Raw genomic sequence first — 16,044 nt, forward strand, 5'->3', positions numbered from 1 at the left:
ATTAATAAGTCGGGTTTCTTCTGAAGCCTGCGCCTTTTTGAACGGCCCGGAAAACCTTTGAGGCGAGCGCGGCGAGCAGAACGGAGAATGCCAAGTCTTTCACGAAGAACCAGGCCATCATCTTCCAAACGGCTGAATAAGACAACGGTGTATTGAGCCAAGTTGAAAACGCGAGATACGTATAATTGACACCAATCAGATAAATGATCAGTGTACCGATCAATGAAGCTGTGAAAAAATGGCCTGTTTTCGGTTGTGATACTTTGTCCGTGATCCAGCCCGCGGCATATGCGGCAGGAATGTAGGATAGAATAAATCCGGCGCTTCCTTTGAAAAGAACGGAAATACCGCCTGAAAAAGAAGCGAATACAGGAGCGCCTGCAAAGCCGACTAACGCATAGACGATCATGGACAGCGCACCTAATTTGCGGCCGAGCAGAAGCCCGGCAAGCAGACAAAAGAAAGGCTGCATCGTAAGCGGAATACCGCCGATTTGCAGAAACGGGGCAAACGAAGTGATATTAGCGCCGATCCCCATCAGGGCGGCAAACATTCCGACAAGCGCCATATCAGCGGCGCGAAGTTTCTTTTTATTCATGAGATTTGTTCCTCCTCAGTGATTCACCACAACCTTATCGTAAGAGATCGTAAAATAGTTTGTCAACCACTTTTTAACCAAAGTTAACAAAGGAGGTTCTTTCGTGTTTTTTGGAAAAACAAAAGCGCACAAGTCCGACAGGGTGCCTCCAAACCAAAATGTCACGACATCTTTTCCTGTTCTTCATGCAGGCGATGTTCCGGAATACGAAGACCTGTCAAAATGGAATTTGCAAGTTTACGGACTTGTCGAACAGCCGCTCCTGCTGACTTTGAATGATCTGCATGACATGCCGCAAAGCGAAGTGTCCAATGACATTCATTGTGTAACAGGCTGGTCCAGGCTCGATAATGTCTGGGAAGGGATCAAAACAAGGGAGATCGCTGAAAGAGTAAAGCCGCTTCCGGAAGCCAAATTTGTCATCTTGCATGCAGAGGAAGGCTGGACGACGAATGTTCCGCTCGAAGACTTCTTAAAGGACTCGTCTCTTTTGGCCCATTCCCACAACGGCGCCCCGCTCACGCCGGAGCACGGTTTTCCGCTCAGAGCGGTCATGCCGCATCTGTATTTTTGGAAAAGCGCCAAATGGCTGAGGGGCATTCAGTTTACAAAGGAAAACCATCCGGGCTTTTGGGAGAAAAACGGCTACCATATGAGGGGAAATCCTTGGAAAGAAGAAAGGTACAGCTTTGATTAGCGGGGGAGAATGAAATGTTTTTCGTACAGCTGCTCATATTTTTCATGCTGACCGTCTGTTTTTGGCTTTTTATCGCATCATTCAAGAAAAAGGCTTTTGCTGTTTTATTAGCGCTGACAGCTGCGGCGGTTTTGCCGCTGTTTGCCGCAGCCGGCGATGCCTCAGACAGGACGCTGTGGGGAATCGTTCTGTTTGCGGCGATCCCTGTTTCTGCAATCGCGGCAAAGTTGTTTCAGGATCGGCGGAAAACGGAATAATAGGAAAAGACAGAGTCTCGGAGATATTTCCTGAGGCTCTGTCTTTTTGATGCTAGGCGCCGGCAGCTGACGACGAATTTTCGATCGCAAGCTCTGCCGGAACGTAATCATAGTTTAAGTCCCTGGCTACGGCTTCATAAGTGATATGGCCGTTTGCTGTGTTTACGCCGGCTTTTAGCGCTCGGTTTTCAAGTATCGCTTTTTCCGCGCCCTTATTTGCGATTTCAAGCGCGTACGGAACCGTTACATTCGTCAGTGCGACTGTGGATGTCCGCGGAACGGCGCCCGGCATGTTGGCAACGGCGTAATGGACGATTCCGTGTTTGACATAGGTCGGATTGTCGTGGGTTGTGATGTGATCCACCGTCTCGACGATGCCGCCTTGATCGATTGCGACGTCAACGATCACAGAGCCCGGTTTCATCTGTTTGACCATCTCTTCCGTCACTAAAGTCGGCGCTTTGGCACCCGGGATCAGAACCGCGCAGATGAGGAGGTCGGCTTCCGCTACGGCATCGGCGATGTTGACCGGATTGGACATCAATGTTTTGATTTGGTTGCCGAATTGATCATCAAGCTGGCGCAGACGTTCCGCGCTTAAATCGATCATCGTCACGTCGGCTCCGAGGCCCGCCGCGATTTTTGCCGCATTTGTGCCGACAACGCCTCCGCCGATGATCGTCACTTTCCCGCGCGCGACTCCGGGTACACCGGCCAGTAGTATGCCTTTTCCGCCTTTCGGCTTTTCGAGGAACTGCGCGCCGATTTGGGCGGCCATCCGCCCGGCTACCTCTGACATCGGCGTCAGCAAAGGAAGGGAGCGGCCGTCGCTGACCGTTTCATAGGCAATGGCTGTCACGCCTTTTTGCTTTAATGCTTCAGCCAGGGAAGGCTCTGCGGCCAGATGCAGATAGGTGAACAAGATGAGACCTTCTCTAAAATACGGGTATTCTTCAGGGAGCGGCTCTTTGACTTTCATCACCATATCAGCCGCTTCCCAGACGGCTTTCGCCTGTTCGGAGATCTCCGCTCCGACTGAGACGTAATCCTCATTTTCAAACCCGCTTCCAGTCCCCGCGTCTTTTTCCATGATGACGCGGTGTCCGGCCGCGATCAGTTGAGAAGCAGCACCGGGAGTCAAGGCAACACGGTTTTCATTATTTTTGATTTCTTTCGGTACGCCGATAATCATTCCATCATTCCTCCTTTTTCTGTAAAAATGCTGTTGCTTTAGTTTATACTGACTTTTTGGAATTTTCTTTGTTTGAATCGAAAAATAAAAAAACATGCATTTGTGGAATTTCACAAATGCATGTTGCGAAGCTTGATTTCAAGATAAATCGTAAATTTTTCATTGATATTCTTTAAATCGATTTCGGCGATTTTGCTGATGCGTTTCAGCCTGTAATTCAGCGTGTTGACGTGAATGTTCAGCTTTTTTGCGGCGGTGTTGACGTTGCTGTCGCATTCGATGAACTGTTCAAGCGTCTCGACAAGATTGGAGTGGTGCTCTTTATCATATGCTTCAAGCTGCATTAAAGAATAGTTTGGATAGCTTGCATGTTTCCGTTTTTCGCTGAGCACGTCGAGATACTGATAGATGCCGAGCTCTGAAAAGCTGACGAGCTGCCTTGTCTCATCGGGAAAACGCTCCTTGACCTTCAGCGCCGAGAGCGCTTCCTGATAAGACTGGTGCACAAGGGTGATCAAGCTGTACATTCCGCCGATCGCGATCGTGCAGTTATTCAGTTTATAGCGCTCTTCAAGCTGCTTTTGTATATTTGCGGCAAATTGCTTTAAATCATTGAACGGCTGCCCTTTTTGCCCCGTTTTTGGCGAAGCGAGGACAATCAGCTCATTATAGTCGATAGTAGCCAGAAGGATTTGCACCTGCTGCGTCGTTTCCAGCAAGTAATGGAGCTGCTTTTCGGTTTTTTCTTCGATTTCGTCTTTCAGCCGGATGATGATGACCGAATAAGTTGAAGGAACTCCGATACCAAGCTGGTGAAAGCCGTCGGAGATCTCCTGATCTTCCGAAATGTGCCCGGTCAAAAGCTTCCAGAAAAATTCCTGGCTGCGCTGTTCATTTTTTCTTTTTCGGACTTGATAAGGCAGCAGCTTGTTCTTTACGGAATCCGCGGCCAGCTTCAAAAGGTGAAGCTCGTCTTCCGACAGCGTTTTTTGGCTTTCCAGCGCCCAGATAAAACCGATAACCTCGCTGTTTTTCCAGATTGAAATCGCCACGCGGCTCGACAGGCCGACTTCATCGATTTGTTCGACCCTGATCGGTTCGTCGGTTTTCATCAAGGCGGGAATCGTTCCATCCTTCCAAAGCTTGTTGATGACTTTTTCCGGCACGCGCCTTCCGATGATTGTTGACGTTCTCGCCGGGTCCGTATAGTCGCTGTGGGTGCTGTAAGCAAGGAGGCGGTGGTTGATGTCTTCTATCGTAATCGGACAGTCCAGCACCTCGCTGATATGATCTGCCACATCTTCTAAACGGTCATATTGATATTTAAAAGGATTGTTTCGATTGTTCATAAAAAACCCCTACTTTTTATGTTTGCATGAAAAAATTTTGACATATACCCATCTTACTTTTATTATGAATATAGTTGTTTGTTAAAATCAACAAAAAAGTCGCTGATGATTTATTATTTTTCATAAACACGGCGATGTATTAAACCAAATTTAATTATTCTGAAATAAGAGGAGTAGGAACATTGGCGATTCTAGAGAAAATCAACGGCTTTTTATGGGGAGTCCCGGGCATCATACTGCTTGTGGGAACCGGTTTATTTCTGACGTTCATCCTGCGGGGGCTTCAATTTAAAAGATTGATATATGCATTCAAGCTTGCATTCGGGAAAGAGAAAGAATCAGCCGGAGCAGACGGTGATGTCAGCAATTTCAAGGCGCTGATGACGACGCTTGCCGGAACGATCGGAAACGGGAATATTGCCGGTGTAGCCACGGCGATTACGGTTGGAGGTCCGGGGGCTTTGTTTTGGATGTGGCTCGTCGGTCTTTTAGGGATGGCTACGAAATACAGCGAAGCATTGCTCGCCACGAAATACCGCGTCAAAAATGAGCGGGGCGAATATTCGGGCGGGCCGATGTACTATGTCGAAAAAGGGCTCGGGAAGAAGTGGAAGCCGCTTGCCGTTTTATTTGCCTTGTCAGGTGTGCTTGCCTCTTTTGGAATCGGGGATTCCGTCCAGTCCAACACGATTTCGGAAGTCGTTACACACAGCTTCGGGATTCCCGGCTGGATCATCGGCCTTGTGCTCGCAGTATTGACGGCTGCGATCATCTTCGGCGGTTTTCAGCGTGTCAGCACGGTTGCGAGCATTTTTGTGCCGGTCATGGCGATACTTTATATCGGCGGCTCACTGATCATTATTTTCCTTCATTATGATCAAATCATTCCGGCGTTCCAGCTGATTTTTTATCACGCCTTCAATCCGGTGTCAGCCGCTGGGGGCTTTACAGGTGTAGTCGTGTCTGAGGCGATCAGAAACGGCATGTCGAAAGGAATCTTTTCAAATGAAGCGGGTCTTGGTACCGCTGCTTTGATCGCAGGAAACGCGAAATCCGATCACCCCGTCAAGGCTGCTTTGGTTGCGATGACGGGAACATTCATCGTCACATTGATCGTATGTACAATGACCGGGCTCGTCCTCATTATTACGGGATTTTGGGATCCTTCAGGCGGTCTGCTTTCTGGTGTTGCCCACGATACATCGCTTGACGCCGGTGCGCTGACAAACGCCGCGTTTGCTTCTTCGCTCGGAGCCGCGGGTAAATACATTGTGACGTTTTCAGTTATTTTCTTCGGCTATTCAACCATTGTCGGTTGGTATGTATATGGAGAAAAATGTCTGGAATATTTAGTTGGTTTAAAATGGGTGCCGGTTTACCGTGTCGTTTATGTCATCGCTGCATATTACGGTGCAGTCGCAAGCCTCAATACTGTATGGGCTTTTGCCGACATGGCGAACGCATTAATGATGATCCCGAACTTAATCGCCCTTGTGCTCTTATGGAAAGTCATTCGGGCGGAAACTGACGATTTCTTTTTGCACCATTATAATAAGGAAAAACAAAAATCAGCCGGCTTGAAAGCGGGCTGATCGAGACAAGCCTGCCTCTCTTAGAGGCGGGCTTTTTTTGCGCTTATGCAATCCTTCCTTTATCCTATGGAAACGGTTCAGACTCATGTGGGTACACAGAACCATGCCATTTGATTCAAATGTTACGAGAGAAGAAAATTGAGATAATTTTACTAGATTTCTATAATTTTTGCTGGGTGGAAATAGAGGAATGATAAACCTTTAGACTCATTTTGTAAAATAACAACAGATTTGTTTGACTGTGCCTCAATCTTGTTTTTATAATAAAAGCGTTCAAAAAAATAAGTTATTTAGCCCATATCTAGGGCGAATAGCGCAGGAGGTATAAGGAATATGTCAGGAATCATTCGTGTTACGCCGGCTGAATTGCGGCAAATGGCTGACAGATATCAAAAAGAAAGCGGAGATGTGACTGAACAGGTCAATCAGCGCCTTGATCAAATGATCAACCAGCTTCAAGATATGTGGGAAGGTGAATCAAGCCGTGCGTTCTCAGAGCAATATCAAGAGCTAAGACCTTCTTTTATTAAAATGGCTGAACTTCTAAGCGACGTTTCTAAACAACTTCATCAGACTGCTAACACTCTTGAAAGCACTGACCAAGACATCGCTAGCCAAATCCGCGGCTAATTTACAGATTAGAAGAATGAGAGAAGCGCCTAATTCAAAAGAAGATGACGGCGCTTTTTCTATTGAGAGGTGATGAACTGGTGTATGTTGACATTACCATCGATTTAAAACATTACGACGGCAGCGCCTTTGACCTCAGACTGTCAGATTACCATTCTGTTAAAAAGGTAATCGACATCGCGTGGCAAGCCAAAAGCATACCGGTACCTCCCCGGGAAGGCTACTGGGTAAGGGTGACAAATAAAGATGCCGTTTTTTCAGGCGAATATACATTATCGCAATGCGGAATTACGACAGGTGACCGCCTGGAAATTTTATGAAAGGATCTGGGTGAATGGCAGAGAAAAAGAAAACGTATCTCGAAGACCAATTAGAGGCCGTCATGACGAAAGAAGACGGTTCATATATCTTTCGTTTTCAAAGAGAAAAGATCAATCTTGTGAACGGCTTGGAAGCAAACGTCATCAAAGAAGTCGATCCTTCCTTTAATAAAGAAACCGTCATGACCGATGATGAAGTCCAAATTTTGATTCAGCCTCCTTCCGAATATAAAGAATTTCGTTATATAAAAGGAAAAAATAAAAAAAGCAAATGGCTTTTTGCGTACCAGCTCGTGAAAGCCGTCGAAGAACATTCAATTAAAAGGCTGCACCTGATCGCTGCGCCTGAAAACATTGTTTTTGACAAAGGATTAACACCTAAATTTTTACATTATGGAGTGAAAGAAAGCATTCCGCCATATGAACACGACGAAGAAAGACTTTTCAATGAAGTGAAAGCCGCCGCTGCGCTTGCTGTCGACGGGCAGTTTACCTTTGAAGAGTATTTAAAATACAGCGAAACCATCAAGTTTTCAGACCAGGTAAAAGACATCATCACAAGCGGGACGTACGGCGATTTGAAAGCCGTCATTCAAAAGAGGATCGATGAACTGGATGCCGAAGAAAAAACGCTTGTCCATCTTCCGAAGAAGAAATGGAAGATTCAAAGGTACATAGGGTTAGGACTTATTTTATGCTTAATACCGGCTGTTTTATTTTCCTTCTACTCATTATTCTTTGCACAACCGAAACAGCAGGCGTTTATCGAAAGCAACCGCTACTTCTTAAATAAACAGTACAGCAAAGTCATCAGTACGCTTGATAAATATGATGCCGGCGAGATGCCTGATTCTGTTCAATATCAGCTGGCTTATTCGTATGTGCTTGTTGAGAGCGCATTGAAGGAATTGGACTGGCAGGAAGATGCTTTAAAAAGCCTGACGCTCCAAGTCGATCCGAATAATTTCCTTTACTGGATTCAGATCGGACGGGGGGATAATAAGGGGGCTCTTGAGACAGGCCGGAAACTGGAAAACGACCTTCAAATTATCTACGCAATTACAAAATATATGAGTGAAATAAAAGCGGATGACCAAATGTCGAGCGATGAGAGAGAAAAGCTCCTGGAGCCGCTGCAAAAGGAATTTGACGAATTATATAAGACATTGGAACAAAATAAAAAAGAGCAGAAGAATACTGATGAAAACCAGCAGGCAAACACCGAGCAAAGCCAGGCGGACGTAGAAGCCGCAAAGGCTGAAAAGGAGAAAGCCGAGCAAGAGCAGGCGAAAAAAGAAAATAAAGAAAAGGAAGACAAAAAGAAAAAAGATGATAAATAAAAGCGAAAACACCTGTTGTTGGCAGGAGGCGGGGAAATGAGTCTGTTATGGATTTTTTATCATAAAAACTATCAAAAAATAAAACTGGATGATCAGAACAGCCGTACGCTCACCATCGGGCCGGATTTGAAACATTCTGTCACGATCAAGCATTTTTCGTTTGAAAAAGGCCCGGTGGTACTGGAAAAGCAGAAGGACTCAGACGCTTTCAACGTGCAGCTGGGAGGGGAGACTGTTTCTTCTTTAAAGCTTGGCGGAAAGGCGTCCGTCCAAAGCGGCGCTGAACAGCTGACACTTTTTTTAGCCGAAGAATCCGACAGCGTTCCCGCCTACTATTTAGGAGGGAGACAGGAAGTCGTCATTTCTTCCCTCGATCAAGAAGCGGATGTTTATTTCAATGAAACGGATTCATTCTTTGGAGAAAAAGGTACATTCTCCTTCATCCGCCTCGACGGGCGATGGAATGTCCTGCCGAATGGCGCCAAAATTTATTTGAACGGAGAAGAAGTGTCCGCTTCGGTCTCCGTGCAAAATGGAGACGAAATCGCATTTGGACTGAATATTCTTCGCATCATTGAAGATGACCTCTTGGAAATCGAGGGGTTCGGGCAATATGATACGTCTTTGGAGAACATTCTCAAGCCGAGCTCCGAGACAAAAAATAAATATCCGCAATACCGCAGGCCGCCGAGAATGATTTACGATCTGCCGGATGAAAAGATATCCTTCAGCTTCCCGGCACAGGAAAGCGACGGAGACAACAGAGGCTTATGGCTGATGATTTTGCCTCCGATCGTCATGTTGCTCGTCATGGGGATCGTGGCGCTCATTCAGCCGCGGGGAATTTTTATCATCGTCTCCCTTGCGATGTTTATGATGACGCTGATTACGTCAACCGTGCAGTACTTCCGCGACAAAAATCAGCGTAAAAAAAGAGAAGAAAAAAGAGAGCGGGTCTACACCCTTTACCTTGAAAACAAAAAGAAAGAGCTGCACGAACTTGCAGAAAGGCAAAAGTTCGTCCTTGATTTCCATTTTCCTACATTTGAGAGAATGAAATATTTAACAAAGGAGATCAGCGGACGGATTTGGGAAAAATCGATTGAAAGCGCCGATTTTCTGCAAATCCGCCTTGGAACGGGAAATGTTGCATCTTCATACCAAATCAATTTGAACGGCGGAGATTTGGCCAATCGCGATACAGACCATCTCCTTGAACAATCGCAAAAAATGGAAGAGGTCTACAGAGAACTGAAAAATGCACCGATCACCGTGAATCTTGCTGAAGGCCCGATGGGCGTCGTCGGAAAATTGTCTGTCGTCAAAAATGAAATTCATCAGCTTGTCGGCCAGCTCGCATTTTTCCACAGCTATCATGATTTGCGCTTTGTCTTTATTTTTGACGAAGCCGAGTATCAAGAATGGGAATGGATGAAGTGGCTTCCGCATTTTCAGATGCCTCATATTTATGCGAAAGGGTTTATTTACAACGAACAGACAAGAGATCAGCTCCTTTCAAGCATATATGAAATTTTGAGAGAACGGGATTTAGATGAAAACAAAAAGAATACTTTGTATAAGCCGCACTTTGTGTTTATCATCACAAATCAGCAGCTCATCGCGGAACACGTCATTTTAGAATATTTGGAAGGCAAGCAGAAAAACCTCGGAGTGTCGACAATCGTGGCGGCAGAGACGAAAGAAAGCCTGTCCGAAAACATTCATACCCTTGTTCGTTATATTACTGAACAGGAAGGCGACATTTTGATCAAGCAAAAGAAAGCCGTCCAGATCCCGTTTCAGCTGGATCACCACAACAGGGAAGACAACGAACTGTTTTCCCGGACGCTGAGAACGCTTGACCACCAGACGGGCATGACGAATTCGATTCCTGATACCGTATCGTTTCTCGAACTGTTCCAAGTGAAGGAAGTCGATGACATCGGTATTGGCCAAAAATGGTTGACAAGCGAATCGGCCAAATCTTTGGCCGTGCCGATCGGCTATAAAGGAAAAGACGACATTGTTCATTTAAATCTTCACGAAAAAGCCCACGGCCCCCACGGGCTGCTTGCCGGAACGACCGGTTCGGGTAAAAGTGAATTTTTGCAGACTTATATTTTGTCTTTGGCCGTTCACTTCCACCCGCATGAAGTCGCATTTTTGTTAATCGACTACAAAGGGGGCGGAATGGCGCAGCCGTTCCGGAACATCCCGCATTTGCTCGGAACGATTACTAACATTGAAGGCAGCAAGAACTTCAGCAACCGGGCGCTGGCGTCCATTAAGAGTGAGCTGAAGAAAAGGCAGCGGCTCTTTGATCAGTATAAAGTCAACCATATCAATGACTATACAAAGCTTTACAAACAGAAAAAAGCGAAAACGGCGATGCCGCACCTTTTCTTAATTTCAGACGAATTTGCCGAGCTGAAAAGCGAAGAACCGGAATTTATCCGCGAGCTTGTCAGCGCGGCAAGGATCGGCCGAAGTCTCGGGGTGCACTTAATCTTGGCGACGCAAAAACCGGGCGGCATCATCGACGACCAGATTTGGAGCAACTCCAGATTCAAGGTCGCCTTGAAGGTTCAGGATGCGAATGATAGTAAAGAAATCCTTAAAAACGGAGATGCGGCTACCATCACGGTAACGGGCCGCGGTTATTTGCAAGTCGGCAACAATGAGGTGTATGAACTGTTCCAGTCTGCATGGAGCGGCGCCCCTTACATGGAGGACGGCTACGGTACAGAGGATGAAGTGGCGATCGTCACAGACACCGGTTTAATTCCTTTGTCAGACGTTGACGCCGATCATACTGCGAAAAAAGAGGCCGTAACGGAAATTTCCGCAGTCGTCGAACAAATTGAACGGATTCAAGAGGAAATGGGAATCGAGAAGCTTCCGAGCCCTTGGTTGCCGCCTCTTGAAGAGCGCATACCTAAAACACGCTACCCGTCTGAGGAAGCGGATGCCTTTAACTTTGCTTATATCGATGAACCTGAAAAGCAAAGCCAGGAGCCGATCAGCTATCGCATGATGGATGACGGCAATATCGGCATCGTCGGATCGTCAGGCTACGGAAAATCCCTGACCGCTACGACGTTCATGATGAGCTTTGCCGAACAATATACACCGGAAGAATTGCATTACTACATTTTCGACTTTGGCAACGGAACGCTGCTTCCGCTTGCAAGGCTTCCGCATACCGCGGATTATTTCTTGATGGACCAAACGAGAAAAATCGAGAAATTCATGATCCGGATCAAGGCGGAAATCGAGCACCGGAAAAATCTTTTCCGCGCAAAAGAAATCAGCCATATCAAGATGTACAATGCGCTGAATGAGGAAAAGCTGCCGTTTATTTTCATAACGGTCGACAACTTTGACATCATTAAAGACGAAATGCATGAACTTGAAAGCGAATTTATCCAGTTTTCACGCGACGGCCAGTCGCTTGGAATTTATTTAATCCTGACCGCGACAAGGGTCAATGCGATCAGACAGTCGCTCTTGAACAACCTGAAAACGAGGGTTGTCCACTACCTGATGGATCAGACTGAAGCATATTCGATCATCGGAAGGCCGGAATTCAGCCTTGAACCGATCCCTGGACGCGTCATTATCAATAAAGAAAACCAATACTTCGCACAAATGTTTATGCCTGTGGAAGCGGACAATGATATCGAGCTGTTTGAACGGATCAAATCCGACATTCAGGCGATCGCAGAACGGTCGGAAGGCATGAGAAAGCCGGCGCCTGTGCCGATGCTGCCGCTGGAGCTTTCCGTTACGCAGTTTGTGAGAGATTATCCGCTTCAGCCTGAAAGAGGCCTTATTCCAATGGGACTCGATGAAGAATCTGTCGAACCGGTATACTTTAACCTTGAGAAAAATAAGCACTGCCTCATCATGGGTCAGACGCAGCGCGGAAAAACAAACGTCATCAAGATCATGCTCGAGCACCTGCTTGACCATGACACGAAAAAAATTGCCGTGTTTGATTCGATAGACAGAGGGCTTTCTCAATATGCGACAGAGGATCAAATCAGCTATCTTGAAACAAAAGACGACATTATGCTCTGGCTGGCTGAGACGGAAGAAATTTGCCGGACAAGAGAAGCGATGTATTTGGAAGCCGTTAAACAAGGCGAAATCGCCAACCTTGATTTTTCACCGATGGTCTTTATCGTCGACGGACTTTCACGGTTCCAGCAGACGATCGACGCATCTATTCAGGATAAAATGGCGATGTTTATGAAGTCATACGCCCATTTAGGCTTCCACTTTATACCTGCCGGAAATCACAGCGAGTTCACAAAAGGCTATGATTCGCTGACAAGCGAAGTCAAGCAGGTCAGACACGCCATGCTATTGATGAAAAAATCCGAGCAGAATTTGATTCAGCTCCCATATGAACGCCAGGAGCCGGAAATTCTCCCGGGCTTTGGCTATATCGTTGAAAACGGCAAAGAGAGGAAAATTCAAATTCCTTTATGTGCCGTAGAAAGGAAGAAAACGAAATGACGGAACAACAAAAAAGCACGCTGAAAATTATCAGCGCCTTCGTCACGATCATCTTGCTGCCCGTCTTGTTCTTTCATTTCATCGGTGAGAACCCGACGAAAAAGGTATCGAACGCGACAAGGGAAATCGCTGTCGTCAATGAAGATACCGGCATTTTGAAAGATGACGGAACCGTTGATGAAGATGCGCTGCTGGGGAACGAAATCTCGGCTTCCCTGGTTGACCGTCCGGACTATAAATGGACGGTCGTCAACCGGAGCGCAGCAGAAAGCGGACTTTCGGAGAAGCAATACGATGCGATTGTCTACATTCCGTCGGACTTTTCGCAAAACATTTTAAGCTACAACCATGAGCGTCCACAAAAAGCGGAGCTGGAATTTAAAATTCAGGACCAGCTTGACGCCGTCAACAAGGAAAAAGTCCAGCGCGAACTTCAAGACGCGCAAAAAACGGTGAGCAAAAAAATGTCTTCCCTGTATTGGCGCTTTGTCAAACAGGGAGTCAAAAAGGTCAGAAAAGAGTTTGACAGCATCGTAAACAAAGAATCAGAGTTCCAAAACGCGATGTACAATTTTTACAAGCCGAGCTCCAACAATTTAGCGGGCGAAGTAGAAAGACAAAAAGAGATGATCGACAGGCTAAAAGAATCGATCAATGAAACAGAAGGCACATCAAAAGAGCGCAACGCAGGCGTAGAAGAATCCAAAAAACAATTGGACAGCTTCGTCGACAACGTCAATCAGTACAAACAATATCAAGAAAAGCAGTCGGAACTGCTTCAAGCTGCACAAGCGGACAGTGAAAAGCAAATTCAAGACGGCCTAACATCTATCAAAGAAAAGCAAGCCAGCGCCCAAAGCCGCTTCAGCGAACAAATGAACGGCATGGCAACGTCGTTTGGAAATTTACAAAATCAATTTAGTAGGGCCGTAACTTCAAATAAGGATTTGCAAGATTATAGGTATACACAGGTACCCAAGAAGCAGTTTGATGGAATCAGCACGTTAGAAAATGAGCTAATTAAGGTCTATCATGAGCAAAAGAGAGAATTTGATTTGGATGAGGCTCAACGTAATTTGATTGCTGCTCGGTCGGCCTTGACTGTAGAAGATTCTCCGGGCAACGATCCAAGTGAAGACAATAGCGATGATAATAAGAATAACGATGATGATAAGAATAACGATGATGAAGAACAGCCGAAGGATTTAAAGATTGACCTTCAAGAACAACAAGACGAATTAAAAAGCGTCGCGGCTGACCTGAAAGAAATATCAGAAGGTCTTAAAGAATCTCCGGATAGCGGAAGTGAAAATCCAGGGGATGATAATTCTTCGAACGAACCTGATCCAACCCAGAATCAGGGCGCCGATCCAGATAACGGTCAAACTGAGGATCAAGATGCTAATCAAACAACGGATGAAAATCAGACACCTTCGGAACCATCCGAAAATGGACAATCCGAGCAACCTGGAGGCGAAACTCCTGCAGATCAGCAAGATGATGAAATTACTAAATTAAAAGAACAGTTAAACAATGCTGCCGCTCGTATTGAGAAGGTGGAAGAAGATCTTCGTGCAAAACAGGAAACTCACAACGATGAGGTTCAAAAACAGCTTGATAAGTTTGGAGAAAAAATTAACGATTTAAATGAAACAATTGACGGATTAAAAGGTGACATAGAAACGTTAAACAATAGAATCACAGAGTTTGAAAGTAAATTTGATACGATTTATGAACGGATAGATAATGAAGAAAATAAAATATTGAAGTTTTTGGATGGGGATCCGAGACAAGATAAATTAAAAGAGGCCTTTGATTCTAAAATAAATACGACAAATGTCAGGGAGCTTTTAACATATTATGGTTCTCTCTCTGTTTATGAACATACGCTTTTGGGTTCAAAATATCCAGTGGATTCAGTAAAACAAAGCGCAATTTCTACCCAAAAAGACAATGTCGACACAGTAATCAGAGTCGGTATAAACGAAACCACAAAATGGGAAAACCTCAAGAACAACATGCTGGCGACAAACGAAGATATAGAATCATATACCACTGGCATGACTGATTTTGTTGACAGCTACGGCGCATTCATTGATGAAAAGCAAACAGAAACGCTGAATGAACTCAGCACGATTTCAGAACGAGCAAATGCCGTATCTGAACAGCTGCGCAATCCGGAAGGCGCCGGAACGGCGGTCATGCAGGGAGACGCGACAGATGGAACGATGGTCATCAGCATGCAGGATACGCTCGGAAATGACATTTTGCAGCTGTCTAACATGCTCGGTTCCTTGTCGGAAACGCAATCAGGCGTCATCGAGTACACGGGCAATATTCAGGAAAGTGTGAACGATGTTCAGAAAAAAGCGGATACCCTGAATTCAAACTGGGGCCAAAATGTCGCGACGACAAAGCTGATCCGCGGAGACGTGTACGGCATTCTCGGCAATGCGTTCGGAGGAAACGACGGATATGTATACGATCATCTGGCAAGTCCGGTGAAAATCAGCGGGGATGTTCCAGAGTCGAAAGCGCAAAACGTACCGCCGGTCGTCATTCTCGTGATTGTGATGCTTTCCAGCTTGCTGATCGGATATTTCAGCCACCATTATCAAAATGCTCCGCTCTTAGTCAGAGGCGCGCTGTTTGGCATTTTGAATATTATTGTCGGACTGATGATCAGTCTGTTCGGTTTGAACATTTACTCACTCGCAGACGATCAGGCCGTCATGTGGTCGGTCTTTACGATCTTGCTGCTGGTCGCAAGTTCAGCCATCATCCGGACGGCGTTTATGCTGGGATCGATCGCAGGCGGAATCGCAACAGCCGCTATGGTGCTGTTCTATGTAGCGCCGCTGCTTGACTTGGCGATGCCGAACTTCAGCTTTAACAATCCGGTATCAACCGTATATATGTCGATTCAGTACGGAACTGGAAGCCAGTTTGCACTCGGAATCGGTGCATTAATTTTAATCACGATCATCGCGATTGCTGTTCCTTTTATTATCGATTTTGCAAAATCAAGAACAGAAGAAAGCGAGACTGACCATGATGCTTAATGCGAAATGGGGAAAGAAGGGGATCATGGCAGTCATGCTCTCCTTCTTTCTTTTCACTCCGTTCGTGAAGGCGGAGGAAACCGATAAAGTCGATGTAAAGCCAAACGAGTATGAAAAGCAGGATATTAAAATCGAGACGGACTATCTTCAGGAAGAAGAGACGGAATACAAGGAAGAAATATCAATTCCAGAAGAACTGAAGGAATTCTCATTTACAGATTCGAAAAAAGAAGATGCCATCGAAAAGCTGAAAAGCCTGTCCGGAAGCTTCACGAATGAAAGCAATTCCGTGGCGTCAAAGCTGAAGCAGCTTGACCTGTCATTCTCGGCAAATCCGTCCTTATCGGGACGGGAAGATGACGCTGCGGAAAGCCGGCAATCCATCTTCCTGCCCATCTTATACGGTCTGCTGATCCTCTTATGCATCGCAGGTCTGTTCTTTTTGATTCCGAAAGTCAGCGGGCAGCAGAAAAAATAGGAGCGCTC

12 protein-coding genes are annotated in these 16,044 nt (G+C 45.9%); 9 read left to right on the top strand and 3 right to left on the bottom strand.

The window, feature by feature from the left end; genetic code table 11:
* Position 1: 1 nt before the first annotated feature.
* The gene (locus ACH97_RS01615; protein WP_048350246.1) at positions 2–598 is read right to left on the bottom strand and encodes a biotin transporter BioY; all 597 of its coding nucleotides are present in this window, start codon (positions 596–598) and stop codon (positions 2–4) included.
* A gap of 103 nt (positions 599–701) precedes the next feature.
* Here ACH97_RS01615 and ACH97_RS01620 point away from each other — a divergent pair, with 103 nt between their 5' ends.
* On the top strand, positions 702–1,295 hold the full coding sequence (locus tag ACH97_RS01620) for a sulfite oxidase-like oxidoreductase (protein WP_048350245.1): 594 nt from the start codon (positions 702–704) through the stop codon (positions 1,293–1,295).
* A 14-nt stretch (positions 1,296–1,309) separates the two neighbouring features.
* The gene (locus ACH97_RS01625; protein WP_057957804.1) at positions 1,310–1,552 is read left to right on the top strand and encodes a hypothetical protein; all 243 of its coding nucleotides are present in this window, start codon (positions 1,310–1,312) and stop codon (positions 1,550–1,552) included.
* A gap of 52 nt (positions 1,553–1,604) precedes the next feature.
* Here the strand turns inward: ACH97_RS01625 and ald are convergent, their stop codons facing one another.
* The gene (ald, locus tag ACH97_RS01630; RefSeq protein WP_050820796.1) at positions 1,605–2,744 is read right to left on the bottom strand and encodes an alanine dehydrogenase; all 1,140 of its coding nucleotides are present in this window, start codon (positions 2,742–2,744) and stop codon (positions 1,605–1,607) included.
* Positions 2,745–2,854: 110 nt separating this feature from the next.
* A complete protein-coding gene (locus tag ACH97_RS01635) occupies positions 2,855–4,093 on the bottom strand; it encodes a PucR family transcriptional regulator (protein ID WP_048350244.1) in 1,239 nt (412 codons plus the stop codon).
* A 182-nt stretch (positions 4,094–4,275) separates the two neighbouring features.
* Here ACH97_RS01635 and ACH97_RS01640 point away from each other — a divergent pair, with 182 nt between their 5' ends.
* The 7 genes from ACH97_RS01640 to essA all read left to right on the top strand — a co-directional run bounded on the left by ACH97_RS01640 (position 4,276) and on the right by essA (position 16,036).
* Positions 4,276–5,685, top strand: a complete 1,410-nt coding sequence (locus tag ACH97_RS01640; RefSeq protein WP_048350243.1) for an alanine/glycine:cation symporter family protein — start codon at positions 4,276–4,278, stop codon at positions 5,683–5,685.
* Positions 5,686–6,018: 333 nt separating this feature from the next.
* A complete protein-coding gene (locus tag ACH97_RS01645; RefSeq protein WP_003184900.1) occupies positions 6,019–6,315 on the top strand; it encodes a WXG100 family type VII secretion target in 297 nt (98 codons plus the stop codon).
* 80 nt (positions 6,316–6,395) lie between these two features.
* The gene (gene yukD, locus ACH97_RS01650) at positions 6,396–6,635 is read left to right on the top strand and encodes an ESX secretion system protein YukD (protein WP_020452810.1); all 240 of its coding nucleotides are present in this window, start codon (positions 6,396–6,398) and stop codon (positions 6,633–6,635) included.
* Between the two features lie 14 nt (positions 6,636–6,649).
* Complete coding sequence (gene essB / locus ACH97_RS01655; RefSeq protein WP_048350242.1) at positions 6,650–7,975, top strand: type VII secretion protein EssB; 1,326 nt, start codon at positions 6,650–6,652, stop codon at positions 7,973–7,975.
* Between the two features lie 36 nt (positions 7,976–8,011).
* Positions 8,012–12,496: a type VII secretion protein EssC gene (gene essC, locus ACH97_RS01660; protein WP_048350241.1), complete on the top strand. Its 4,485-nt coding sequence runs from the start codon at positions 8,012–8,014 to the stop codon at positions 12,494–12,496.
* Positions 12,493–15,558: a type VII secretion protein EsaA gene (gene esaA / locus ACH97_RS01665; RefSeq protein ID WP_020452807.1), complete on the top strand. Its 3,066-nt coding sequence runs from the start codon at positions 12,493–12,495 to the stop codon at positions 15,556–15,558. Before essC ends, esaA begins: the two co-directional genes overlap by 4 nt.
* The gene (gene essA, locus ACH97_RS01670) at positions 15,548–16,036 is read left to right on the top strand and encodes a type VII secretion protein EssA (protein WP_025809752.1); all 489 of its coding nucleotides are present in this window, start codon (positions 15,548–15,550) and stop codon (positions 16,034–16,036) included. The genes esaA and essA overlap by 11 nt, the downstream gene beginning before the upstream one ends.
* Positions 16,037–16,044 lie beyond the last annotated feature (8 nt).

The organism is Bacillus paralicheniformis (assembly GCF_001042485.2).
Classification (GTDB): Bacteria; Bacillota; Bacilli; order Bacillales; family Bacillaceae; genus Bacillus; species Bacillus paralicheniformis.

Coding starts and splice junctions, on each gene's coding strand:
- ACH97_RS01615 (WP_048350246.1), bottom strand. CDS start 598: ATGAATAAAAAGAAACTTCGCGCCGCTGATATGGCGCTTGTCGGAATG.
- ACH97_RS01625 (WP_057957804.1), top strand. CDS start 1,310: ATGTTTTTCGTACAGCTGCTCATATTTTTCATGCTGACCGTCTGTTTT.
- ald (WP_050820796.1), bottom strand. CDS start 2,744: ATGATTATCGGCGTACCGAAAGAAATCAAAAATAATGAAAACCGTGTT.
- ACH97_RS01635 (WP_048350244.1), bottom strand. CDS start 4,093: ATGAACAATCGAAACAATCCTTTTAAATATCAATATGACCGTTTAGAA.
- ACH97_RS01645 (WP_003184900.1), top strand. CDS start 6,019: ATGTCAGGAATCATTCGTGTTACGCCGGCTGAATTGCGGCAAATGGCT.
- essB (WP_048350242.1), top strand. CDS start 6,650: ATGGCAGAGAAAAAGAAAACGTATCTCGAAGACCAATTAGAGGCCGTC.
- essC (WP_048350241.1), top strand. CDS start 8,012: ATGAGTCTGTTATGGATTTTTTATCATAAAAACTATCAAAAAATAAAA.
- esaA (WP_020452807.1), top strand. CDS start 12,493: ATGACGGAACAACAAAAAAGCACGCTGAAAATTATCAGCGCCTTCGTC.
- essA (WP_025809752.1), top strand. CDS start 15,548: ATGATGCTTAATGCGAAATGGGGAAAGAAGGGGATCATGGCAGTCATG.